Annotated in this window: 19 protein-coding genes and 2 pseudogenes; 9 read left to right on the top strand and 12 right to left on the bottom strand. The window is 61.0% G+C overall.

Going from position 1 to position 23,188, the window contains the following annotated elements:
- Positions 1-8 precede the first annotated feature (8 nt).
- Positions 9-680 (top strand): flagellar hook capping FlgD N-terminal domain-containing protein, encoded by a 672-nt coding sequence (locus tag KDD17_RS15490; RefSeq protein ID WP_212704480.1) that lies wholly within the window; start codon positions 9-11, stop codon positions 678-680.
- Here the strand turns inward: KDD17_RS15490 and KDD17_RS15485 are convergent.
- Genes KDD17_RS15485 through KDD17_RS15465 form a run of 5 tightly spaced genes read right to left on the bottom strand, consistent with a single transcriptional unit; the run spans position 677 to position 5,979 of the window.
- Positions 677-2,005 carry an NAD(P)/FAD-dependent oxidoreductase gene (locus KDD17_RS15485; protein WP_212704479.1) on the bottom strand — a complete coding sequence of 443 codons (1,329 nt, stop codon included), beginning with the start codon at positions 2,003-2,005 and terminating at the stop codon, positions 677-679. The two genes, KDD17_RS15490 and KDD17_RS15485, sit on opposite strands and share 4 nt — an antisense overlap.
- Positions 2,002-2,823 carry an ABC transporter permease gene (locus KDD17_RS15480; protein WP_212704478.1) on the bottom strand — a complete coding sequence of 274 codons (822 nt, stop codon included), beginning with the start codon at positions 2,821-2,823 and terminating at the stop codon, positions 2,002-2,004. The genes KDD17_RS15485 and KDD17_RS15480 overlap by 4 nt, the downstream gene beginning before the upstream one ends.
- Positions 2,820-3,695: an ABC transporter permease subunit gene (locus tag KDD17_RS15475; RefSeq protein WP_212704477.1), complete on the bottom strand. Its 876-nt coding sequence runs from the start codon at positions 3,693-3,695 to the stop codon at positions 2,820-2,822. The genes KDD17_RS15480 and KDD17_RS15475 overlap by 4 nt, the downstream gene beginning before the upstream one ends.
- Before the next feature lie 13 nt (positions 3,696-3,708).
- A complete protein-coding gene (locus KDD17_RS15470) occupies positions 3,709-4,836 on the bottom strand; it encodes an ABC transporter ATP-binding protein (RefSeq protein WP_212704476.1) in 1,128 nt (375 codons plus the stop codon).
- Between the two features lie 57 nt (positions 4,837-4,893).
- Positions 4,894-5,979: a polyamine ABC transporter substrate-binding protein gene (locus KDD17_RS15465; protein WP_212704475.1), complete on the bottom strand. Its 1,086-nt coding sequence runs from the start codon at positions 5,977-5,979 to the stop codon at positions 4,894-4,896.
- Between the two features lie 203 nt (positions 5,980-6,182).
- Between KDD17_RS15465 and KDD17_RS15460 the strand changes: the two genes are divergently transcribed.
- The 5 genes and pseudogenes from KDD17_RS15460 to KDD17_RS15440 all read left to right on the top strand — a co-directional run bounded on the left by KDD17_RS15460 (position 6,183) and on the right by KDD17_RS15440 (position 13,056).
- Entirely contained in the window at positions 6,183-7,580 is a 1,398-nt protein-coding gene (locus KDD17_RS15460) for an aspartate aminotransferase family protein (RefSeq protein ID WP_212704474.1), read from the top strand.
- 203 nt (positions 7,581-7,783) lie between these two features.
- Positions 7,784-8,884, top strand: coding sequence for an ABC transporter ATP-binding protein (locus tag KDD17_RS15455; RefSeq protein WP_212704473.1), 1,101 nt, complete (start codon positions 7,784-7,786; stop codon positions 8,882-8,884).
- A gap of 123 nt (positions 8,885-9,007) precedes the next feature.
- Positions 9,008-10,114 (top strand): extracellular solute-binding protein, encoded by a 1,107-nt coding sequence (locus KDD17_RS15450; RefSeq protein ID WP_212704472.1) that lies wholly within the window; start codon positions 9,008-9,010, stop codon positions 10,112-10,114.
- A gap of 103 nt (positions 10,115-10,217) precedes the next feature.
- A pseudogene (locus KDD17_RS15445) lies at positions 10,218-11,866 on the top strand (ABC transporter permease).
- 11 nt (positions 11,867-11,877) lie between these two features.
- Positions 11,878-13,056, top strand: a complete 1,179-nt coding sequence (locus tag KDD17_RS15440; protein ID WP_212704471.1) for an ABC transporter permease — start codon at positions 11,878-11,880, stop codon at positions 13,054-13,056.
- Here the strand turns inward: KDD17_RS15440 and KDD17_RS15435 are convergent.
- Positions 13,053-14,285: a lytic murein transglycosylase gene (locus KDD17_RS15435; protein ID WP_212704470.1), complete on the bottom strand. Its 1,233-nt coding sequence runs from the start codon at positions 14,283-14,285 to the stop codon at positions 13,053-13,055. The two genes, KDD17_RS15440 and KDD17_RS15435, sit on opposite strands and share 4 nt — an antisense overlap.
- A 55-nt stretch (positions 14,286-14,340) precedes the next feature.
- A complete protein-coding gene (locus KDD17_RS15430) occupies positions 14,341-15,048 on the bottom strand; it encodes a helix-turn-helix transcriptional regulator (protein WP_212704469.1) in 708 nt (235 codons plus the stop codon).
- Positions 15,049-15,252: 204 nt separating this feature from the next.
- On the opposite strand from KDD17_RS15430, the gene KDD17_RS15425 reads away from it, so the two are divergent.
- The gene (locus KDD17_RS15425) at positions 15,253-15,813 is read left to right on the top strand and encodes a glutathione S-transferase family protein (RefSeq protein ID WP_254796819.1); all 561 of its coding nucleotides are present in this window, start codon (positions 15,253-15,255) and stop codon (positions 15,811-15,813) included.
- Here the strand turns inward: KDD17_RS15425 and rnr are convergent.
- The 5 genes and pseudogenes from rnr to dapE form a co-directional block, all read right to left on the bottom strand.
- Positions 15,810-18,076, bottom strand: a pseudogene (gene rnr, locus KDD17_RS15420) (ribonuclease R). The gene KDD17_RS15425 and the pseudogene rnr sit on opposite strands and share 4 nt — an antisense overlap.
- Positions 18,077-18,113: 37 nt before the next feature.
- A complete protein-coding gene (locus KDD17_RS15415; RefSeq protein ID WP_212704468.1) occupies positions 18,114-18,686 on the bottom strand; it encodes a TIGR04282 family arsenosugar biosynthesis glycosyltransferase in 573 nt (190 codons plus the stop codon).
- Positions 18,683-18,970 (bottom strand): GNAT family N-acetyltransferase, encoded by a 288-nt coding sequence (locus KDD17_RS15410; RefSeq protein WP_348541503.1) that lies wholly within the window; start codon positions 18,968-18,970, stop codon positions 18,683-18,685. The genes KDD17_RS15415 and KDD17_RS15410 overlap by 4 nt, the downstream gene beginning before the upstream one ends.
- Positions 18,970-19,098 carry a hypothetical protein gene (locus KDD17_RS19170; RefSeq protein WP_348541463.1) on the bottom strand — a complete coding sequence of 43 codons (129 nt, stop codon included), beginning with the start codon at positions 19,096-19,098 and terminating at the stop codon, positions 18,970-18,972. Before KDD17_RS19170 ends, KDD17_RS15410 begins: the two co-directional genes overlap by 1 nt.
- Positions 19,095-20,240 (bottom strand): succinyl-diaminopimelate desuccinylase, encoded by a 1,146-nt coding sequence (gene dapE, locus KDD17_RS15405; RefSeq protein ID WP_212704467.1) that lies wholly within the window; start codon positions 20,238-20,240, stop codon positions 19,095-19,097. Before dapE ends, KDD17_RS19170 begins: the two co-directional genes overlap by 4 nt.
- Before the next feature lie 267 nt (positions 20,241-20,507).
- Here dapE and KDD17_RS15400 point away from each other — a divergent pair, with 267 nt between their 5' ends.
- Both KDD17_RS15400 and KDD17_RS15395 read left to right on the top strand, forming a co-directional pair.
- Positions 20,508-22,088 (top strand): Hint domain-containing protein, encoded by a 1,581-nt coding sequence (locus tag KDD17_RS15400; RefSeq protein ID WP_212704466.1) that lies wholly within the window; start codon positions 20,508-20,510, stop codon positions 22,086-22,088.
- 1 nt (position 22,089) lies between these two features.
- A complete protein-coding gene (locus tag KDD17_RS15395; protein ID WP_212704465.1) occupies positions 22,090-23,184 on the top strand; it encodes a Hint domain-containing protein in 1,095 nt (364 codons plus the stop codon).
- Positions 23,185-23,188 lie beyond the last annotated feature (4 nt).

Raw genomic sequence — 23,188 nt, 5'->3', positions numbered from 1 at the left:
GAACACCCATGACAGATCTTATCACCGGATTAGGCAGCGGCGGCATCGCGGGTGCCGCAGCAACCGCCCCCCAGACCAAGGCCGTTCTATCCTCAGACTTTGAAACGTTCATCAAAATGTTGACGACACAAGCAGAATACCAGGACCCGCTGGAGCCACTGGACAGTTCGGAATACGCCGCACAGCTTGCCCAGTTTTCCATGGTCGAGCAGCAAGTGTTGTCGAATGATCTGCTGAGTGCGCTTGCCGCTTCTCTCGGGGGCGGGACGATTGCCCAGCTTTCCGGTTGGATCGGAATGGAAGCACGCACGACGCAACCCGTACTGTTCGACGGCAGCCCCCTGACGGTTCTGACTGAAACACCTCCAAACGCGACTGAGGCGACCCTGAATGTCTACGACTCCGGCGGTACCCTCGTCGACAGGCGCCTTTTGCCGACTGGCGCGCCGGCGGTACAATGGGCAGGCGTTGGTGCCGATGGCACACCCGTTCCAGCGGGCCTTTATCGGTTCGAAGTCGAATCGATCGACGCCGCAGGTGAGCCGCTTCCGACCGCCCTCGCCGCCAGCTATGCCCGCGTGACGGAATTGCGCACCGAGGGCACCCAAGGCATCGTTGTCTTTGCCGGGGGAAGCGAAACGACAGCCGAAAGCATCACGGCCCTTCGCGAAGCATCCTAGAGATCCGCCAGCGCATAACCCGCGTAGGCGAAGGGCATGACGACCCGTCGGAAGCGCCCGAACGGAAATCGTCTAAGCGGCTGGCGTAGCGCCTCCGGGTAGGCGCGGTCAGGCTGTTTGCCACGCACAAGATCGGCCAGCAGCGTACCCGCGTGGCTACCCATCGCCACGCCGTTTCCGTGATAGCACAGGCCCGCAAAGATCCCCGGTGCATCCGGAACCGCACCGACAAATGGCAGCAGATCTCGCGCAATGGAAACCATGCCAGACCATCCATGCGTGATCTCAACCCCCCGCCAGGCGGGAAACATCTGCGCAAAGTCGCGGCGGATGCGGGCTTGCGAACGCGCCTCGGCGGCAGAACCGCTTTGCAGGCCTCCGCGCATCCCGAACAGAAACCGGCGATCCGGCATCAGGCGGAAGTAGTGCAGCAGATTCCGGCTGTCATAAGCCATTTGGTCTGTTGTCCAGCCTTGGGCGACAATCTCGTCATCGGTCAGGGGCCGCGTGACGATTACATTCGATTGGCTTGGCAAGTAACGTGCGCCCAACCAAGGCGGCAAATCATCCGAGCCGTAGCCATTCGTCGCGACGATTACGCGGTCGGCCTGAAGAGTGCTGTGGTTCAGGGTCAGCCGCCAACAATCATTGGCGCGCACCAGCGCCGTCACCTGACTTTGATCGTGCAATCGCGCACCATGCTGCTCCGCTGCTGCGGCGAGGCCCAGCAAATACTTGCGCGGATTCAGCCCAAAGCCGGCGCCGATTGTCAGCCCTCCGTGAAAGGGGCCTGCCATGCCCGCCTGGCGCAAAGCGTCCGGCCCGATCAACTCGTGGTCCACGCCATAGTTCTCTGCCAGTTTGTCGGCTTCCACGCGCAGCTCCTCAAAATCGCGAGGCCGGTGCGCAAGGCAGGTTTCTCCATTCGAATGCCGGTCCACTTCGAGGTCCAATGTCCTCACGGTGGCTTCCACGGTCTTGATCGCCGCAAGCTCGGTCCGGCGCCAGTCGATCCGGCCAGATTTGCCAAAACGCCTGTCCAGCGCCGCATCCGACGCCATGCCACCGCCCAGACAGCAAAACCCGCCATTGCGCCCCGACGCCCCCCAGCCGACGCGTTGTGCGTCCAGAACACGCACGCTGATCCCGGCCTGCGCCAGATGCAACGCCGCCATCAGCCCCGTGAAACCGGCGCCGATGATGGCCACATCCGTACGTGCAGGTCCGGTAAAAGGCGCATGGCCCGGCGCCTGCCGCGTCGCATCCCACCAGCACCCCGCGCGGGGGCCATCGCCATAGGCATACTGGGAAAAGACCCGCTTCATCCGGTGGCGCGATCCGCCGCCTGTGCATCAGCCTGTGCCCGCGCCGCGCCGCGTTTCGAGATCAGCGAGGCGGTGATGACCCCCACCGTGACGATCGCGATCATCAACGTCGACAGTGCGTTGATTTCGGGCGTGACCCCCAGCCGGACCGAGCTCCAGATCTTGATCGGCAGCGTGGTCGACGACGGGCCGGAGACAAAGCTTGCGATCACCAGATCGTCAAGCGACAGTGTGAACGCCAGAAGCCAGCCCGAGATGACCGCGGGTGCGATGATCGGCAGGGTCACAAGCCGGAAGGCGTCGAGCCGGTTACAGCCCAGATCTAACGCTGCTTCCTCCAGCGACCGGTCAAAGCTGACCAGTCGCGAGGACACCACAACCGAGACATAGCACATCGAAAACGTCGTGTGGGCGAGCACGATTGTCAGCACGCCCCGGTCCAGCCCGATCCCGATAAAGAGCAAAAGCAGGGACAGGCCCGTGATGACTTCGGGCATCACCAAGGGCGCATAAATCATGCCGGAGAACAGGGTGCGCCCGAAAAACCGCCCCGCGTTGACCAGCACATATGCCGCCATCGTCCCCAACACGGTTGCGATGGTCGAAGACACAACAGCTACTTGCAGCGTGACATAGGCGGCATCAAGAAACGCCTCGTCCCGCAAAAGCTCTCCGTACCATTTGGTCGAAAACCCGGCCCAGACGGTCACAAGACGGGATTCATTGAAGCTGTAGATCACCAGCAGAATCATCGGCAGGTAAAGAAACGCAAAGCCGAGCGTCAGCGATGTCACGTTAAAGGCCGAGAGCCGTTTCATGCGCCCGCCTCCGCCTGCTTTTGCTGGTTCCGCTGGAACAGCACGATGGGAATGATCAGTATCAGCAGCAGGATCACCGCCACGGCGGAAGCCACTGGCCAATCCCGGTTGTTAAAGAACTCCTCGAAAAGCACTTTACCGATCATCAGCGTACCGGATCCGCCCAGCAGCGAGGGAATGACGAATTCGCCCAGCGCGGGAATGAACACCAGAAACGATCCGGCGATGATGCCGCTGCGTGACAGGGGCACGGTCACCAGCCAAAACGCTGACAGGCGCGAGCAGCCCAAGTCTTCGGCGGCCTCGATCAGGCTATCATCCATCCGCTCCAGTGTGGCGTAGATCGGCAAGATCATGAACGGCAGGTAGGTATAGACGATACCGATATAGACCGCGGTGTTGGTGTTCAGGATCGTGAGCGGCGCATCGATCAGCCCCATGGCGATCAACAATTGGTTGAGCAGCCCCTCGTTACTGAGGATTCCCATCCACGCATAGACGCGTATCAGAAATGATGTCCAGAACGGCAGAATCACCAGCATCATCAGCGTCGCGCGCCATTCCGATGGGGCGCGGGCCATGCCGTAGGCGATAGGATACCCCACCAATAGCGTCAGCGCGGTCGAGATCAGTGCAATTTTCAGGCTGCTGGCGTAGGCTTTGTAATAGAGATCGTCCGTGGTCAGGAACCAGAAATTCTCAAAATCCAGCCCCTGGATCAGCGCCGCCACCCCGTCCTTGAGCGTCGGCGTATAGGGCGGAATCGACAGGGCAATATCCGACAGTGAAATCTTGAATACGATCAGGAACGGCACCAGAAACAGCGCCAGCAGCCACGCATAGGGGACCGCGATCAGGACAAAGCGGCGCATCAGCGCGGTCCGCTCATTCGGCCAGCAAGACGCCGGCGGTCTTGCTCCATTTCACCCAAACGGGATCTTCCCACGTGATGTCACGCCGCGCGATGCGGCGGGTATTGGCGGTCTGCGCCTTGATGATCTGCCCGCCCTCAAGTTCGACATGGTAGGTCGACAGATTTCCCAGATACGCGATGTCGAGCACTTTGCCGGTCACGGCATTCTCCGCCTCGGCGGGTTTCTCTTTTGAAATCGCGATCTTTTCGGGGCGGATGGCAAGGTGGCATTCCTGCCCTTCGGTGAAAGGACGTTCCGACGTGGCCAGCAGCGGCGGCTGATTGACAGCCCAATCAACGAAATACGCCCCTTCGCCCGCAGGCTTTGCCGTACCCTGGATAATGTTTACGTCACCGATGAAATCGGCAACATAGACACTGTCAGGGGTTTCATAAATGTCGGCCGGGGTGGCGACCTGCATCAGCCGCCCCTCGTCCATCACCGCCACGCGGGAGGCGACGGTCATCGCTTCTTCCTGATCGTGGGTCACAATGACAAAGGTCGTTCCGGTCTTTTCCTGAATATCCATCAGTTCGAACTGCGTGTCCTGCCGCAGCTTTTTATCGAGCGCGCCAAGCGGCTCGTCGAGCAGCAGCAGCTTTGGCGCCTTGGCGAGGCTGCGGGCAAGCGCTACGCGCTGCCGCTGGCCGCCGGAAATCTGGTGCGGCTTGCGTTTGGCAAATTTCTCAAGTCGCGTGAGTTTCAGCATCTCATCCACGCGGGCATTCAATGCGGCCTTTTCCATGCGGTCGCGTTTGAGGCCAAAGGCGATGTTGTCCCAAACACTCAGATGCGGGAACAGCGCGTAGCTTTGGAACATCATGTTCACCGCGCGTTGGTTGGGTGGCACGTCGGCAATGTCCTTGCCGGCAAGTTCGATACTGCCGTCGCTGACCGTCTCAAACCCGGCGAGCATCCGCATCATCGTGGTCTTGCCACAGCCCGACGGGCCAAGCAGCGCAAAGAATTCCCGCTCGTAAATGTCCAGCGTCAGGTTATCGATGGCAACGAAATCACCAAAACGCTTGGTCACGCCACGAAAGCGGATCAGCGGTTTTTCGTTCGGATCGGTCCAGGGGGAAAAGACGTCAGTGCTCAACGGCGGACTTTCTGCAAAAGGAAGGGGCGGCACAGCGTGCCGCCCCAACGGGCACATTCAGGTACCGGATTTCACGCGGGTCCAGGCGCGGGTCACGACGCGCTGTACCTTTGGCGGATAGGGCGTGGTGGTGAACAGGTTGTCCAGCGTTGCCGCATCCGGATAGATCGCCGGATCTTCGATCACGTCCTCAACCAAAAACTCCTGGCTCGCCTCGTTGCCGTTGGCGTAGTAGACGTAGTTCGACGCCGCCGCCATGTTCTGCGCATCCATGATGAAGTTCAGGAAGACATGCGCGGCCTCGGGGTTGGGTGCGTCTGCGGGGATGGCCATCTGGTCAAACCACATCTGCGCGCCTTCCTTGGCGGCGTTATACGCAATCTCGACGCCGTTGTCGGCCTCTGCCGCGCGGTCACGCGCTTGCAGGATGTCACCGGACCATCCGACGGCCACGCAGATGTCACCGTTCGCAAGCGCATTGATGTATTCAGAGCTGTGGAACTTCTGAATGTAGGGGCGCACTTCGGTCAGCTTGTCGGCGGCCGCCTCGATCTTTTCGGGATCGTGGCTGTCGGGATCTTCGCCCATGTATTTCAGCGCCATCGGGATCATCTCGGCGGGTGCGTCAAGGAAGTGCACACCGCAATCGGCAAGCTTCGACATGTTGTCGGGGTTCAACACCAGCTCAAGCGAATCGATGGGCGCGTCTTCGCCCAGGATCTCCTGCACTTTGCCGACGTTCACACCGATGCCGGTGGTGCCCCACATGTAGTTGATCGAATAGGCGTTGTCGGGGTCGTACTGCTCGGTCCGGCTTTCGACGACGTCCCACATGTTTTCCATGTTCGGCAATTTCGACATATCAAGTTTCTGGAATGCGCCCGCGGTGATCTGGCGTTGCAGGAACGTGCCGGTGGGCACCACGACGTCATAGCCGGATCCACCGGCCAACATCTTGGTTTCAAGCACTTCGTTACTGTCAAAGACATCATAGATCAGCTCGATCCCGGTCTCTTCTTCGAATTTGGCCAGCAGGTCCTCGTCGATATAGTCGGACCAGTTGTAAACGCGCACCTCGTCGGCTGTTGCGGCACCCGCGATCAGTGTCGCGACTGCGGCTGCGGTAAAAATGGATCGTGTCATCGTTATACTCCCATAACAAGAAGCCGGTTTGCCCAGCATTGCGCATGATGTGAGCAAAAAACCCGCGTAGCGGCAAGGTGATTCACATCAATCCTGTGGCCGACAGGCGAAATTCGCCCTCAGGTTCAGCGCACAGGATTGACCGGCTGAAAATTTGATCATATTTCGGAACCTGCGAATTTTGCCGTCGAAAGGGGTCGCCCATGTCCATCCTGTCCAATCAATTGCCCACCGCCGAATTGCAGGCGCTGGATGCCGCGCACCACATGCACCCTTTCACCACCAATGATGAGCTCAAGGAGCGTGGCGTCCGCGTCATCACCCGCGGCAAGGGCGTGTATCTGAGCGACAGCGAGGGCAACCAGATCCTTGATGCGATGTCGGGCCTGTGGTGCGTCAATATCGGCTACGGCCGCGAGCGTATGGTGCAGGCCGCGGCCCGTCAGATGATGGAACTGCCGTTCTACAACACTTTTTTCAACACCACCCACACCCCCGCGATCGCGCTGGCGGCCGAATTGGCAAAGCTGGCGCCGGAGGGGTTGAACCACGTGTTCTTTGCCGGGTCCGGATCCGAAGCGAACGACACCAACCTGCGTATGGTTCGCACCTACTGGGCCGAAAAGGGTCAGCCGCAGAAATCCCACGTCATCAGCCGCAAGAATGCCTACCATGGGTCATCCATGGGATCGGGCAGCATGGGCGGGATGAGCTACATGCACGAACAGGGCGGCATGCCGATCCCCGGCATCCACCACATCGATCAGCCAGACTGGTGGGCAGAGGGCGGCGATAGCGCGCCAGAGGATTTTGGCCTTGAACGCGCCCGCCAGCTGGACGCCAAGATCGAAGAGCTGGGCGCCGAAAACGTCGCAGCGTTCATCGCGGAGCCGGTACAGGGCGCGGGCGGCGTGATCGTTCCCCCCGCGACCTACTGGCCCGAAATTCAGCGGATCTGTGAAAAGCACAATGTGCTGATCATCGCGGATGAGGTTATTTGCGGCTTTGGACGCACGGGCAACTGGTTCGGGAGCCAGACCTTGGGGATCAAACCCCACATCATGACAATCGCCAAGGGGCTGTCGTCTGGCTATGCCCCCATCGGCGGCTCGATCGTGTGTGACGAGATTGCCGAGGTGATCAATGCGGTCGAGTTCAACCACGGCTACACCTACTCCGGCCACCCTGTCTGCGCCGCCGTGGCACTGGAAAACCTGCATATCCTGCAAGAGGAAAACATCCTCGATCACGTGCGTGACGTCGCCGCCCCCGCGCTGCGTGAAACCCTCGATGTGCTGGGACAGCATCCGCTTGTCGGGGGCGTGAACGTCTGCGGAATGATGGCCTCCCTACCGCTGACCCCGCACCGGGAAAGCCGTGCAAAATTTGCGATGGATACGGGTACCGCCGGTTTCATGTGCCGTGAGGCGTGTTTTGCAAACGATCTGGTGATGCGCCACGTGGGTGATCGGATGATCATCTCGCCACCGCTGGTCATCACGCCGGACGAGATCGATGTGTTCCGCACCCGCGCGCTGAAAGCATTGGATGACACTTATGCCGCACTTAAAGACAAGGATATGCTGAAACCGGCAGCGTGATTCACAACCAGAGGGTAAATTTTGCGCCCTCTGATTGATCAACTTTCAGGCGATTCTCCCGGAACTGCCTTTTGCAAAGGAAAATCGTCTGTATTCCCCCCGTTTCGCGACAATCCGTCGTTATTCAGTTGCAATGGTGGCTTGGCCTGCGCATCGTGCCACCTGATTTAGCGGTAGACTAAACATCAAACGGGGAGCCTCACTTGGCCGACACAGACACCAAAGATGCCTTCGTCGCGTTTGAGCGCGTTCAAAAAAGCTACGACGGGGAGAACCTTGTCGTCAAAGATCTCAACCTGTCGATGCCCAAGGGTGAGTTTCTGACGATGCTTGGGCCCTCGGGTTCCGGCAAGACGACTTGCCTCATGATGCTTGCCGGTTTCGAGACCGCGACGCACGGCGACATTCGCCTCGACGGAAAGTCGATCAACAACATACCCCCGCACAAGCGCGGGATCGGTATGGTCTTTCAGAACTACGCTTTGTTCCCGCACATGACCGTGGCCGAAAACCTTTCGTTCCCGCTTGAAGTGCGCGGTATGAACAAATCGACCCGCGAGCAGAAGATTGAACGCGCCCTGGGGATGGTCCAGATGAATGCCTTTGCCGGGCGTCGGCCCGCGCAACTCTCGGGTGGTCAGCAACAGCGGATCGCGCTTGCCCGCGCGCTGGTGTTTGAGCCTGAGTTGGTACTGATGGACGAACCACTTGGCGCGCTGGACAAACAGCTGCGCGAATCGTTGCAGTTCGAAATCACCAATCTTGCGCATGAGTTGGGCATCACCGTGGTCTACGTGACCCACGACCAAACCGAAGCCTTGACGATGTCTGACCGGGTTGCCGTTTTCGACGACGGGCGTATCCAGCAGCTGGCCCCACCGGATGAGCTGTATGAGCAGCCGCAAAACAGCTTTGTCGCGCAGTTCATCGGAGAGAATAACACCCTGCAAGGTACCGTGACCAAACTCAGCGGCAAACGCTGTGTCGTCAAGCTTGACGGCAGTGGCGAAGAAATTGACGCCGTACCGGTGAACGTAAATGCCGTGGGCGACAAGACGACCCTGTCAATCCGCCCCGAACGGGTTGAATTCAATCCCAACCTCGGTCCGGAATCGCACACCCTCAACGCCGAAGTGCTAGAGTTCATTTATATGGGCGACGTGTTCCGCACGCGCCTACGGGTTGCCGGCAAGGACGATTTTGTCGTCAAGACACGCAACCGTGCCGATCAGGTCCGCCTCACCCCCGGTGAGAAGGTCAAGATCGGCTGGCTTCCCGAAGATTGCCGCGCGTTGGACGCCTGATCCGACCGCGCACCGAGATATCGCGCCGGGCTCACGGGCCCGCGTGATCCACAAGGGGCGGCAGCCAAACCCGTTGTTGCTGCCCTGAAATACCCCAACGGGTAATAACTGGGAGAAGTACACATGAAACTGACCAAAACACTGATGACGACAACGGCCCTGACCGTTGCGGCAACAATGTCGTTCGCCGACGGTCACATGGCATCCGAGATGACCATCGTGAGCTGGGGTGGCGCATATTCCAACAGCCAGCAAAAAGCTTATCACGACCCCTACATGGAAAAGACCGGCGTTTCGATCATCAACGATGAATCCTCCGCCGAAGCCGTGGCCAAGCTGCGCGCGATGAACGAAGCGGGCAACGTCACATGGGACGTCGTTGACGTGGTGGCCGCCGATGCGATCCGCCTGTGCGACGAAGGTCTGGCGATGGAAATCGATCCGGAAGAGCATCTGGCAGCCGCGCCCGATGGTACATCGGCCGAGGAAGACTTTGGCGACCTGCTGGTCTCCGACTGCTTCATCCCGCAGATCGTCTACTCCACGACATTCGGCTACCGCACCGATCTGGTCGGTGACACACCGCCCACAGACGTCTGCGCCGTGTTTGACACAGAAGCCTACCCCGGCAAGCGGTCGCTGGAAAAGCGCCCTATCGCCAACATGGAATGGGCCCTGCTGTGTGACGGCGTCGCCAAGGACGAAATCTATGACGTGCTGGCAACGCCAGAAGGTCAGGATCAGGCTCTGGCCAAGCTCGACACCATCAAGGATGACGTCGTTTGGTGGTCCGCCGGTGCCGACACGCCCCAGCTGCTCGCCGATGGCGAAGTCATCATGGGCTCGACCTACAACGGTCGTCTGTTCTCGGCCATCGAAGAGCAGGACCAGCCCATCGCGATGCTCTGGGACGCGCAAATGTTCGATCTGGACGGTTGGATCATCCCAACGGGCCTGAGCGACGAGCGTAAAGCCCGCGCGCTGGACTACATCATGTTCGCGACAGACACACAGCGTCTGGCGGATCAGGCGAAATACATCTCCTACGGTCCCGCACGTGCGTCCTCCGCACCGCTGGTCGGCAAGCACGCCGAGCTGGGCATCGAGATGGCGCCACACATGCCAACCGATCCCGAGAACGCCAAGAACACATTCCTCTACAACTACGAGTTCTGGGCTGACTACCGTGACGACATCGACGCCAAATTCCAGGCGTGGCTGGTGCGCTAAGCCGCCCCTTCAAGATAACAGAGAGGGCCCTCGCGGCCCTCTCTTCACACCCGACATTTGTTAGTCTCTTTATCCATCGCAGCACAGACACCACGGGGATCACATGAGCGACGCATCCACTTCCAAGCCAGATACCGGACCCGTCCTTGCCGCTGACGGCACACCGCTGAAACGGTCCCTGAACCGCGCGCTTCGGATGCAAAAGATGCGCGCGCTGGCCCTGATTGCGCCGCTGCTGATCTTTGTGCTGCTGACCTTTATCGCGCCCATCGCCGACATGCTGTGGCGCTCTGTCGAAAACGACATCGTCTCTGATACGTTGCCCAAGACCACGCAGGCGCTGGCCGACTGGGACGAAACCGGCACAGAGCTGCCCGATCAACCTGTCTACGCAGCACTCTATGACGATATGTTTTTCGCCCAGGAGGCAAAGCTGCACACGCGCCTCGGCTCGCGGCTCAATTACGAGCTGACGGGCGTTTCGTCTTTGTTCCGCAAATCGGGTCGCCGGGTGGAGGATATGGGCGAGGTCTATCAGGACCAGTTCGAAGATCTGAATGAGTACTGGGAGGAGGGCGAGAACTGGAACGCACTTCTTGGCAGTGACGATTGGCTGGCAGATATTCAGGCATGGGACGAAGACAGCGGCGACCGTCAGCCCGCGTTTGAACTCCGCGACGGGATCGCGGAAGTGCTACCGCGGACTGCCGCCAGCTACGCCCGCTACGCCGATTTCATCCAGTTCGAGGATGAAGATAACCTTTATGACGAAGACCCTTGGGCCATTGTCTATTCCTCGCTGCATACGGATCTGATCGACAACGCTGCCGCCGTCGGCGCGTACACAGGCCCCGGATCGGCCGAGCTTCAAGAGGCGCTCGCCGCAGCACCCGCCATGGAAGTCGTCGACTACAAGGCCGCCTTCGAGGATGTCGACGAGGACTGGCACAGCCTCGACGTCTGGCAGACGATCAAGATCTATTCGCCCACGCTCACCAGCGGCTATTTCCTCAATTCAGTCGACATGCAGAAATCCGTCGACGGGCCAGAGTTGCGCCCGGAAAACCAACGTATCTACGGCATCCTGTTCTGGCGCACGATGGTGATGTCGCTGACCATCACCCTGTCGTGCATCCTGTTGGGCTACCCCGTTGCGTGGATACTGGCAAACCTGCCGACCCGCTCGGCCAACCTGCTGTTGATCCTCGTTCTGCTGCCGTTCTGGACCTCGCTTCTGGTGCGCACCTCGGCGTGGAAGGTCATGCTGCAACAACAGGGGGTCATCAACGATACGCTTGTGTGGCTGGGCCTTGTAGCGACCGATGACCGCCTCGCGCTTATCAACAATTCCACCGGTACGATCATTGCGATGACGCATATCCTGCTGCCCTTCATGATCCTGCCGATGTATTCGGTCATGCAGACGATCCAACCCAGCTATCTGCGCGCCGCAAAAAGCCTCGGTGCCACGAATTGGACCGCGTTCTGGCGGGTCTATTTCCCGCAGTCGGTGCCGGGTATCGGCGCGGGGTCGATCCTCGTGTTCATCCTTGCGATCGGCTATTACATCACGCCGGAAATCGTCGGCGGAACAAGCGGGACGTTCATCTCGAACCGGATCGCCTATCACATCTCCAGCTCACTGAACTGGGGTCTGGGGCGGCGCTTGGCGCGATCCTCTTGGCGGCGGTGCTGGTCCTGTACTGGGCCTACGACAAGATCGTCGGCATCGATAACGTGAAACTCGGATAAGGAGAGAGATCATGGCAGCCCTCACACCTATTTCGCGTACCGAGCCGAGCTTTTACGTCCCCACCGTGGCCGCCTTTGGCGCCTTCTTCGGCATCTTTGTCGGCGCCGGCCAAGGCTCCATGCCGCTGGGTATCATCGGCGGCGCGGTCCTGATGGGTCTTGCGGCCTTTGTGCTGACCAAATTCATCCCGAATGAACGGGCGGCCCGCTGGGGCCTGACGCTTGTCATGGCGGTGGGCGGCTTTGCCTTTGCCGGGCTGCCGGGTGTCTTTGTCGGCGCGTTCTTCGGCTGGTTCTTCGGGTTCCTCAGCTTCTGGCTCTACGAAGGACGCTACCGCGCCAAGGTGCCGCCCTATCTGACGCCCGGGCAGGTGTTCTGGCATTTCGCCTTCCGCACGATCTGCGGCGCGATTTTTGTCTTTCTGATCACCCCCATCCTTGTGGTCATGCCGCTCAGCTTCAACGCCGAGGATTTCTTTACCTTCACGCCGGAAATGCTGCGCTTTGATCCCGAAGGCTATTCGCTCAAGCACTACCGCGATTTCTTTACCAACGACGATTGGCAGAACGCGCTGAAAAACTCCGTGCAGATCGCGCCGGTGGCGACACTGCTGTCGGTCACATTCGGCACTTTGGCGGCCATCGGGCTGAGCCAGCCGCACGTGCCGTTCCGCCGCGCGATCATGGCGATCCTGATCTCACCGATGATCGTACCGCTGATTATCTCGGCCGCCGGCATGTATTTCTTCTACAGCCGCATCGGCCTTCAGGGCACCTACATCGGCGTGGTTCTGGCCCACGCGGCACTGGGCATCCCGTTTGTCATCATCACTGTGACGGCAACGCTCGTTGGTTTTGACAATTCCCTGACGCGTGCCGCTGCCAACATGGGTGCGAACCCGGTGACGACGTTCTTCCGGGTGCAAATGCCGCTGATCCTGCCGGGCGTGATCTCGGGCGGGCTGTTTGCCTTTATCACCTCGTTCGATGAAGTCGTTGTGGTGCTGTTCGTCGGCTCCGCCGGTCAGAAAACACTGCCGTGGCAGATGTTCACGGGCTTGCGCGAACAGATCAGCCCGACGATCCTCGCCGTGGCGACGATCCTCGTGGCGATCTCGATCTGTCTGCTGACGGTCGTCGAACTGCTCCGTCGCCGCTCCGAGCGACTACGCGGAATGAGCCCCGGTTAAGGGTCCGCGCGCAACCGCTCAAGCAGTCTGGGGGAGGCGTAGCCGTCGGGGACCAACCCCTTGGACAGCTGCCACCCCCGGACTGCATTGACCGTCAGCGGGCCGATCTTGGCGTCTATTTTTTGCGTGTCGAACCCTGCGGCGGTAAGGCGTTTCTGAAGGTCAATACGTTCGTCATAGGTCAGCGCCCGGTCCTGCCGGGGCCACGCGCCCTCCAGCGGCTCCGACCCCGCGATGCGATCAGCAAGGTGGCCCACTGCAATTACATAGGCATCGGCGGTATTATAGCTTTCCAGAACCTCAAAGTTGTCAAAGACCATGAACGCGGCACCCTCGGCACCGGCGGGCAGCAGGATTGATGCAGACCCGTGATCAGGTACCGATGCCCCGGTTGTGTCGCGCACGCCCAGCGCCGCCCATTCAGACGGTGCCTTCAGCACTTCCCGGTTGGCGAGCAGATAGTCGAACCCTTCCGGGATCCGCACCTCTACGCCCCAAGGCTGACCGGCAACCCAGCCGTTCGCCCTGAGATAGGCGGCGGTGGACGCAAGCGCATCACGCGGGTCGTCCCCCCAGATGTCGCGCCGCCCGTCGCCCGTCCAATCGACGGCGTGTTCGATGAACGACGTCGGCATGAACTGCGTGTGGCCCATGGCGCCCGCCCAGCTCCCCTCAAGATTGGCAAGCGTCGTATCGCCGTCCTGCAAAATGCGCAGAGCCGCGATCACCTGCCCCTCGAAGAACGCGGCGCGCCGCGCGTCATAGGCAAGCGACGCCATCGACCGCAAAACCGGATCACTGCCGCGAAACGTGCCATAGGCACTTTCAAGCCCCCAGATCGCGGTCACTATCTCGGCGGGCACATTGTATTCGGCCTCGATCCGTTTCAGTGTGTCCCGCTGCCGGGCCAAAGCGGCCTTGCCATTGCTTACCCGCAGATCCGAGACGGCAGTGCCGAGGTAATCCCAGATTGTCTTTGTAAATTCTGACTGGTTGCGGTCCCGCTCGACCACTTTCGGATCGAAACGCAGCCCCGGCATAGCGCTGTCATAGGTTTGCGCCGTTATCCCCGCTGCCAAGGCGCGCGTGCGGAATTCGGCGATCCATCCTTGCAGACCCGCAGAATCGGCGACAATCGGGCGTGCGACGGGCCGCGTTTCGGCGCCCGCAGGCAGGGCAAGAATCGTACAGATCAAGGCAAGCGTTCTGGTCACAGGCAAATCTTTCATCACTCGATTGTTTCCGAATTAGCCACAATGCCCCGCCCGGCGAAAGAGCCTGCTCTCAAGATGAGCGGCCCTGCGCCTCAGCATCGGCGCGCAACCGCTCCATATGCTCGCGCAGCATCCCCACACGGCGGGGGCGAAAGCTGCTACCGGTGCGGCTCATCTCGCGCATACGGTCCAATCGGAATACACGGTAGTCGTCGCGCAGATGACACCACGCCAAAAGCATATGGCTGTTCTGCATATAAACGATGCTGAGCGGATCGGCCTCCCGACGACTCTCGCGCCCCTGCGCATCGGCGTATTGGAAAGTAATTGTCGCCTCGTCCCACGTCGCCTCACGCAGGGCCTGCACATCGATACCCGGCTCAGGCGGGCGTTGCCACCGCCGCGCGTCAAGCACGGCGTGCTGCAATCGATGCGCCTGCCGTGCGGGAAGCCGGGCCTTGAGTTTGGCCAGCGCCGTAGTGGCAGAGCGTGCAAGGGCCGGGTCCCCGATCACGCTGACTTCACGCAGACCCAGCACCAGCGCCTCCAGCTCCCCGTTATCGAACGAAAGCGGCGGCATGGCGGCGTCCTCCACCAGCGTATAGCCAAAACCCGCCTCACCGTCGATCACCGCCCCTAGCCCGCGCAGCGCGTCGATATCGCGGTAGATCGTCCGCAGCGAAACGCCAAGTTCATCCACCAAAGACGCGGCAGTCACGGGGGCGGGCAGACGCCGCAATGTCTGCATCAGCTGGAAAAGTCGATGGGTGCGGGTCACGGGCGCCTCCTGTCAGAAAACGTCATTATCCTATGCGATGCTATCTCCCAATCAACCCTCGAGAGGAACCGCGATGATCACCCTTTTCACCTTTGCCGCCGGATTTGGCCAATTCAGCTATAGCCCTTTCTGCACCAAAGCTGCGTATCTGTTAAATATGGCAGGGGTGGCGTGGCAGCGCCATGATCTGCAAGACCCCGCAAAATGCCCTTTGGCAAACTTCCTGCAATCGAGGTGGACGGCAAAATCATTGCCGACAGCGACAACATCCATCGCTGGCTGGAGGCACAAGGACACGACTTTGACACGGGTCTGAGCGATCTTGACCGCGCCAACGCCCGCGCTTTCATCCGCATGGCCGAAGAGCATATGTATTTTCATCAGGTACTTGATCGCTGGGGGGACGAGGCCAACTGGGCAGTGGTGCGCCACGAATACTTTGCTTTTCTGCCGCCAGTTCTGCGCACGCTTGTCCCCAACAAGCTGCGCCGCGATCTGATGCGCACAATGAACGGCCAGGGCCTTGGTCGTCTGGCCCCCGCCGAGCGGCTTGAGCGGATCGAGCCCGATCTGAAGGCGATCACTGCGCGGCTTAAAGCATCCCCCTTCTTGTTTGGCGACGTTCCAAGCGCTGCCGATGCAAGCGTTGGTGCAATGATTGGCGCGATAGCGGCGGCACCAAAGCCCACGCAACTATCTCGCCGGGTTGCCGACGATGGACTACTGAGCGCCTATGCCGCGCGGTGCGCACAGGCGATGGGCTAGCGACGGCTGCGGGTCACCTTGCGCTTGGCCTTCTTGGCGGCGGCGGCTTTCTTGCCCTTGGCCTTGACCCCTTTTTGGCGGGGGCTGCGGCCCGCGGGGCTGCGGCTGCCCTGTTTGACGGCGTCACCCTCGATCTCCAGCAGTTCCAGCGCGATACCTCCAGTGACAGGCACCACCTCACTGAGCCGAACCGTTACCCGCTGCCCCAATCCGATGGTGCGGCCGGTATCGGACCCCATCAGCGTACCTGCCTCCCGATCGTGGTGGAAATATTCCCGACCCAGATTGCGCATTGGGATCAGCCCGTCTGCGCCAGTGCCGTCCAGCTTCACAAAGGCGCCAAAGCGCGCAACGCCGCTGATGCGCCCGCCGATCTCATCGCCCACGCGTTCTGACAGGAATGCGGCAAGGTAGCGATCCGTGGTCTCCCGCTCCGCCACCATCGAACGACGCTCGGTGTCCGAAATGTGGTTGCCCGTCGCCTCAAGGTCCTCGATATCATGCGGGCTCAGCCCGTCTTTACCCCAGCCGTGCGCGGTAATCAGCGCGCGGTGCACGATCAGATCCGCGTAGCGCCGGATCGGTGAGGTGAAATGCGCGTAGCTTTGCAGGGCGAGGCCGAAATGCCCAATCTTGTCCGGGCCATAGTAGGCCTGCGTCATCGAACGCAGGGTCGAGAGATTGATCAGCTCCGCGTCGTCGCTGCCCGCCGCCTGATTGAGCAATCGGTTCAGGTGCGCGGTTTGCAACACCTGCCCTTTGGCAAGCGTGTACCCCGCCGCCTGCGCCGTTTCCCGCAGGGCATCCAATTTTTCCGGCGTCGGTTCCTCATGGGTGCGGAACAGCAGCGGCACGCGCTTGGCGATCAGTGTCTCGGCGGCGGCGACATTGGCCAGCACCATGAATTCCTCGATCAGCCGGTGCGCGTCGAGCCTGTCCTTGAAATGCACAGAGCGGACGGTGCCGTCGTCATCCAGCTCGATCCGTCGCTCCGGCAGATCCAGCTCAAGCGGTTGACGCCGTTCGCGGGCCTTCACAAGTGCTGCGTAGGCGGCGTAGAGCGGGCGCAAAACAGCCTCTAACAGGGGCTCTGTGCGATCATTTGGCTGCCCGTCGATGGCGGCCTGCACCTCTTCGTAATGCAGGGAGGCGGGGGATTTCATGAGGCCCCGATGGAAATCATGGGTGATTTTGTTGCCGTCCGCGTCCAGTACCATCCGCACCGCGATGCAGGCGCGCTCCACCCCTTCGTGCAGGGAACACAGATCGCCAGACAAAACATCGGGCAGCATCGGCACCACACGGTCGGGAAAATAGGTCGAGTTGCCGCGCTTGCGCGCCTCACGATCCAGCGCGGAGCCGGGCGTGACGTAGGCCGCCACGTCAGCGATCGCGACCCAAAGGATATGGCCGCCCGCGTTCGCGGGATCCGTGTCAGGCTCGGCAAAGCACGCATCGTCGTGGTCGCGGGCATCGTGCGGGTCGATGGTGATGAGCGGCAGATCGCGCAAATCCTCGCGGCATTTCAGGCCAAGCGGCTTCTTGGCGTCGGCTTCGGCGATCACGTCATCGGGGAAATCATCGGGAATGCCGTGCTGGTGCACCGCGATCAGCGATACCGCCTTGGGCGCAGAAGGATCGCCCAACCGCTCGACGATTCGCGCGGGCGGCAGACCCATGCGACCCTTGGGTCCTGCCAGCTCTGCCTCGACCAGCTCACCGTCCTGCGCGCCGCCCGTGGCATCGCTGGCCACGGTCCATTCGCGGTCAGACCCTTTGTCGATAGGCAGGATACGCCCGCCCTCGGCCCGCTTGCGGAAAATGCCGACGACCTTGCGCGGGTTCGACCCGATACGCCGGATCAGCCGGGCCTCATAATGATGGGTTTCCCCCTTTACCAACGTGAGCCGCGCAAGGATCCGGTCCCCCGCGCCCAGCGCCGGATCGGCGGCCCGCGGGATGACCAGCACACGCGGCTCTGTCCCTCACCGGCCCATTCCATAGGTTTCGCGTACAGATCGCCATCGTCATCCGGCCCGGTGATCAGCAGCACCGATACGGGCGGCAGGCTGTCGGGATCGCGGTAGGTCTTCTTTCGCTTCTCCAGATGCCCCCCGGCCTCAAGCTCCTTGAGCACGCGCTTAAGGTCAATGCGCGCGGCGCCCTTGATGCCGAACGCCTTTGCGATATCGCGCTTGGCGGTCTGGGTGGGGTTCTGTTCGATCCATTCAAGGATCTGCGATTTATCTGGGATCTGGCTCATACCCTGCGAGGTAGCACGCAGGTGCGGGGAGGTCACATTATTTCAGGTCGGCCCCGGTATCGACGTCACGCAACATGGCGACATGCGCGATGCGGTAATCGGGCAAAGTGGCCTGCGTATCCGCCAGCGCATGCTCGGACGACCAGCGCACGCTGTCGAAGAGGCCTGGCGGGATCGCGCGCGTGCGTTTCAAACCGATCAGCCAATAGCCACCGTCTGGGGCAGGGCCGAACACCGCGTCATAGGCGCCCAGCGCGGCAAAGGCTTCGGCGATACGCGGACGTGTGATGCCAGGGACATCAGCGCCGATCACGCACACCGGGCCCGGCGGCGCGGATCGCAGCTGACGTGCCATGCGGTCACCGAGATCGCCCAGCCCCTGCGGCGTGCGTCGCAGGTGCGCAGGCCACACCCGCGAGGTCATCCCTTCGGCATCCGGGGAGACGGCCAGAACCGTGCGCCAGCGCGGATCCTCGATCCGCCGCAACAGCCGTGTTGTTTGGTGCCGAAACCACCATGCGGAAGCAATGCGTCCGATGTCACGCCCCAGACGCGTCTTGACCCGGCCCGGGTGCGGCTCCTTTAGCATCACGACGAGGGTACGGTTCACGGCGCGCGCTCCATCATCTGATGCGCCTCACCCTCGTCGTCGTAGGGATCGCCAAAGGGGGTGAAGCCAAGCTTGGCGTAGAACGGAACCGCGTGCGCTTGCGCACCGAGGATTATGCGGGCGGCACCCAACTCCCGCGCGTGATCCACCGCCGCCCGGATCAGATCGGCCCCCAGCCCGCGCCCCCGCAGCGCGCGCACGACGCAGACGCGCCCGATCTTGGCCGTGCGCCCCTCCATCACGATCCGCGCGGTGGCGACGGGGGTTTCGTCGTCATGGGCGATCAGATGATGCGCGGTTGCGTCATGGGCATCGACTTCCCCTCGGCAGTGTAGCCCTGCTCGCGCACGAAAACCTCGTGGCGCAGGGCGTAGCAGGTGGTGCGGTCTTGGGTGGGCGAGATCAGGATCATGCGAAATAGTCGGTAAGGATGCGGGTGTAGATGGCTTTCAGCTCTTCGATGTGCGCGACGGCGACATGCTCATCCACCTGATGCATGGATTGGCCGACAAGGCCAAATTCCACCACCGGACAGTGTGATTTGACAAAGCGTGCGTCCGACGTGCCGCCCGTCGTCGACAGCTCCGGCGCCACGCCCGTAACCGCCTCAACGGCATTAGCCACAAGCGCCGACAAATCGCCCGGCGGGGTGATAAAGCTTTCGCCCGAGATCTTGGTATGTGTCTCTATCTCGACGCCAAACGCCTCTTTCACCGCTGCAACCTCGCCCGCGATCCACTCGGTCAGGCTGGCGCCGGAGTGGGTGTCGTTGAAGCGGATGTTCACCGTTGCGGCACATTCCGCCGGGATCACATTGCTGGCCGGATTGCCGGTATCCACGGTGACGACGGCGAGCGTGGACGGGTCAAAATGATCCGTCCCTTCGTCCAGCTTGTGCGAGGCAAGCCGGTCCATCAGCCGGACCATCGCGGGCAGCGGGTTGTTGGCGCGGTGCGGATAGGCCGAATGCCCCTGGGTCCCGATCACCCGGAATTTTGTCGTCATCGACCCACGACGCCCGATCTTGATCATATCGCCCATGCGGTTCGGGCACGTCGGCTCCCCCACCAGGCAGACATCCATCCGCTCTCCGTTGTGTTCCATGTATTCGAGCAACGCGGTCGTGCCGTCCACGCTCTCCCCCTCTTCGTCGCCGGTGATCGTGATGATGATCGATCCGTCCGGCGGGGTATCGCGCACAAAATCCACCGCCGCAGCGGCAAAGGCGGCAACGCCGGATTTCATGTCCGTTGTGCCGCGCCCGTACATGATCCCGTCGACGATCTCCGCGCCGAATGGGGGGTGGGTCCAGGCCGCCTCATCCCCCACGGGCACCACATCGGTATGGCCGTTGAATCCGAACGAACGGGTATTCCCCACCTTGCCCCAGCGGGCAAACAGGTTCCGAATTCCGCCGCGATCCGCCCAGGCACAGTCAAATCCCGCATCGCTTAGCAATTCATGCAGAACATCGAGCGCGCCTGCGTCTGCAGGTGTCACCGACGGGCATTTTACCAAATGGGCGGTAAGATCAACGGGGTCGATTGGCGGCATATCCGGGCTCCTTGGCAACATTCGATCCGTTATCCCCCTTGGGGCGCAAAAGTGCCAGCCCCCGGCAGACATCGCAATCTGTGCTTCATTTATGGCCGGATTGTGTTAATCTATCTGAATAACAAATGACCCGAGGCAGGGCAGAAGCAGCTTTCGTCACCTGAAAACAGGGACGGATACACTTTGCAAAAGACATTGAGGATCAGGGCGTTAGCCCCTGTCCGGCTGTGGCTTGTGCTGTCTCGCAGAACAGTTTGAGGCAGTGACATGGTAGCAGCGTCGGAACTTCCGATCGAAACGGTGCGCGAGGGCACAACCGCCACGGATATGGCGCAGACGATATTTGGTGATGGGGTCACCGTTGTCGGAGCGACCTACTTCGGCGATATCGACAGCGCGGGCACCTACTCCGACGGCGACGCCGTATCGGGTGGCGTGACGCCCGGCGACACTGGCGTGATCCTGTCGACGGGAAATGCGCAGGATTTCACGAATTCATCCGGCCAGTCCAATCAGAACACAAACACCTCGACCAACACCAGCGGGACCAACAACTTTGGTCAGTACAATACGGCTGCGGGCGCCCAGACCTATGACGCAGCGACCCTCGACGTCGATTTCATCCCCGACACCAATGTAATGACGATGCAATTCGTCTTTTCCTCCGACGAATATCCAGAGTTCGAAAACTCGATCTATCAGGATTTCTTTGGCGTATGGATCAACGGGCAGTTGGTTCCCCTCGACGTCGGTGATGGCGATACCGACCCCGGCAACATCAACACCACCAACAACATCAACATGTACGTCAACAACCAGACGGACGATTTCAATACCGAGATGGACGGCTTTACCATCACCATGACGCTGACAATGAATGTCAATCCCGGCGTCGTGAACTCCATGCGGCTCGCCATCGCTGATGTCTCAGACAGCAACTACGATTCCAACGTGCTGATCGCGGGCAATTCGGTGCAGACGGAACTGGTCGCGATTTCGGACAATGTGGACGTCTTTCCCGACGGGACAAAAACACTCGATGTTTTGTCCAACGACATAAACAACGGTCCGGGCACGCTGACGATCACCCAGATCAACGGTCAGAATGTCCTAGCCGGGGATACAATCACCCTGCCAACCGGACAGCAGGTGACCCTGAACGCCGATGGCACATTTACAGTCGTAGGCGACGGCGACGATGAGAACTTCAACTTCACCTATACAGTCACCAATGGCGAGAATACCGACACCGGTTTTGTAAACGCGACTTCCGTGCCGTGTTTCGTCGCCGGTACGCTCATCGCGACCCCGGGTGGCGTCCGTCGCGCCGAAGGGTTGCAGCCCGGCGAAATGGTCATGACCAAAGACGAAGGCGCGCAACCGCTGCGCTGGGTTGGGTCCAGAACAGTCTCTGCACAAGGGGATTTCGCCCCGATTCACATCCGCGCCAACACGCTTGGTGCGCACCGCGATCTATTGGTCTCTCCCCTGCACCGGGTTCTGATCAAGGACAACCTGGCCGAACTTCTTTTTGGCGAGCCCGAAGTGCTCGTCGCCGCGCGAGATCTTGTGAACGATCACTCAATCACCCGTCGGGAGGGCGGCGAGGTCACCTATGTGCATCTGATGTTCGACCGCCATCAGGTCGTCTTTTCCGAAGGGTTGGAGACCGAAAGTTTTCTGCCCGGCCCGCAAACCGCCGACAGCTTTGAGGCCGGGATGGTCGAGGAAATCTACGGTCTGTTCCCTGAGTTAGACCCTGAGACCGGCAGCGGTTTTCCAACCGCGGCCCGCCGCACCCTGCGCCGGTACGAAGCGGAGCTGCTGCGCGCAGCCAAGGTGGCCTGATATGACCTGGCTTGCCCTCACTGACCCGGCCGAACGCCGCTTTTCCCTCAAGGGGATCGGCGCCGAGAAACGCGCGACCCAGATCCTGCCAGACCGCCCTGACGCGGTGCTGAATCGGGGTTCCATCGTGTTAGAGACGAATGTCGCCGAAGACGCCAAGCCGCAGGCGCTCTTTGGCTACACCAACCCTCACCCCGAACACCGCAGCCTGATATTTCAGGCGATCCCCGGCGGTGGCGTGTCATTGGTGACCGTTCAGGGCGACCGCATCGCCCATGCCGCCATCGCGCACCGGCACGCCGGACGCGCCGAGACGCTGCGCGTGACCTATTCGTGGGACATCAAATACAATTGGGGCCGCCTGACGCTGGAACGCGTGGGTGACACGCTTGTGACATCCGTTGCAGTGGAAAACCCGCTGCCGCTCACCCTGACAGACCTGCGCGACCTCATGCTGGGCCGCGAAGGGCCAGCCTATGCTGGTGACGTCGTATTTGCGGCGCTGTCCGACCAGATCGAACCCATCGGCCCGCGTCCGACCATGACCTCGAACACGCCGATCGCCACGCCGTGGGGCTACAAAAACGTCGGCGCCCTGCGCCGCGGTGATACCGTCTACGCCGCCGACGGGAGCGTTGTGCCGGTGTTGCAGAACGTCGCGACAACCGTGCCCGCGCGGGGCAGCTTTGCCCCCATCCGCTTTCGCGCGCCCTATTTCGGCTTGCAACACGACATCCTGATCGCGCCCGAACAACACATCGTCATCGACGGGCCGGAGGTCGACTACCTTTTTGCGTGCGAAAAGGTGCTGACGCCCGCACGCCATTTGGTGAACGGCTTTGCCGCGCTGAACGAGCCTTGGGGCCATACCGTGCGCTATTGCCAGCTGATCCTTCCCCAGCACGAGCCGATCCTCGCAGCCGGTGCTCCGTTGGAAAGTCTCTATATCGGGCGGATTCGCCGGGACGCGCATCAACTGGCGTCAAGCGTGATGTACGGTCTCGACCGGATGGACCTGCCTGAACACGTACAGCCCTCGCATAAGGTTCTTAAGTGGTACGAGGCCATCCATCTGGCCAAACGCCGGGCGGCCTGAACCG

Origin of the sequence: Sulfitobacter albidus (assembly GCF_018200035.1) — a bacterium.
In the GTDB taxonomy this organism is placed as follows: Bacteria; Pseudomonadota; Alphaproteobacteria; order Rhodobacterales; family Rhodobacteraceae; genus Sulfitobacter; species Sulfitobacter albidus.
This window is presented reverse-complemented; position numbering and strand designations above follow the sequence as displayed.

Coding starts and splice junctions, on each gene's coding strand:
- KDD17_RS15490 (WP_212704480.1), top strand. CDS start 9: ATGACAGATCTTATCACCGGATTAGGCAGCGGCGGCATCGCGGGTGCC.
- KDD17_RS15485 (WP_212704479.1), bottom strand. CDS start 2,005: ATGAAGCGGGTCTTTTCCCAGTATGCCTATGGCGATGGCCCCCGCGCG.
- KDD17_RS15480 (WP_212704478.1), bottom strand. CDS start 2,823: ATGAAACGGCTCTCGGCCTTTAACGTGACATCGCTGACGCTCGGCTTT.
- KDD17_RS15475 (WP_212704477.1), bottom strand. CDS start 3,695: ATGCGCCGCTTTGTCCTGATCGCGGTCCCCTATGCGTGGCTGCTGGCG.
- KDD17_RS15465 (WP_212704475.1), bottom strand. CDS start 5,979: ATGACACGATCCATTTTTACCGCAGCCGCAGTCGCGACACTGATCGCG.
- KDD17_RS15460 (WP_212704474.1), top strand. CDS start 6,183: ATGTCCATCCTGTCCAATCAATTGCCCACCGCCGAATTGCAGGCGCTG.
- KDD17_RS15450 (WP_212704472.1), top strand. CDS start 9,008: ATGAAACTGACCAAAACACTGATGACGACAACGGCCCTGACCGTTGCG.
- KDD17_RS15440 (WP_212704471.1), top strand. CDS start 11,878: ATGGCAGCCCTCACACCTATTTCGCGTACCGAGCCGAGCTTTTACGTC.
- KDD17_RS15435 (WP_212704470.1), bottom strand. CDS start 14,285: ATGAAAGATTTGCCTGTGACCAGAACGCTTGCCTTGATCTGTACGATT.
- KDD17_RS15425 (WP_254796819.1), top strand. CDS start 15,253: ATGCCCTTTGGCAAACTTCCTGCAATCGAGGTGGACGGCAAAATCATT.
- KDD17_RS19170 (WP_348541463.1), bottom strand. CDS start 19,098: ATGATCCTGATCTCGCCCACCCAAGACCGCACCACCTGCTACGCCCTG.
- dapE (WP_212704467.1), bottom strand. CDS start 20,240: ATGCCGCCAATCGACCCCGTTGATCTTACCGCCCATTTGGTAAAATGC.
- KDD17_RS15400 (WP_212704466.1), top strand. CDS start 20,508: ATGGTAGCAGCGTCGGAACTTCCGATCGAAACGGTGCGCGAGGGCACA.
- KDD17_RS15395 (WP_212704465.1), top strand. CDS start 22,090: ATGACCTGGCTTGCCCTCACTGACCCGGCCGAACGCCGCTTTTCCCTC.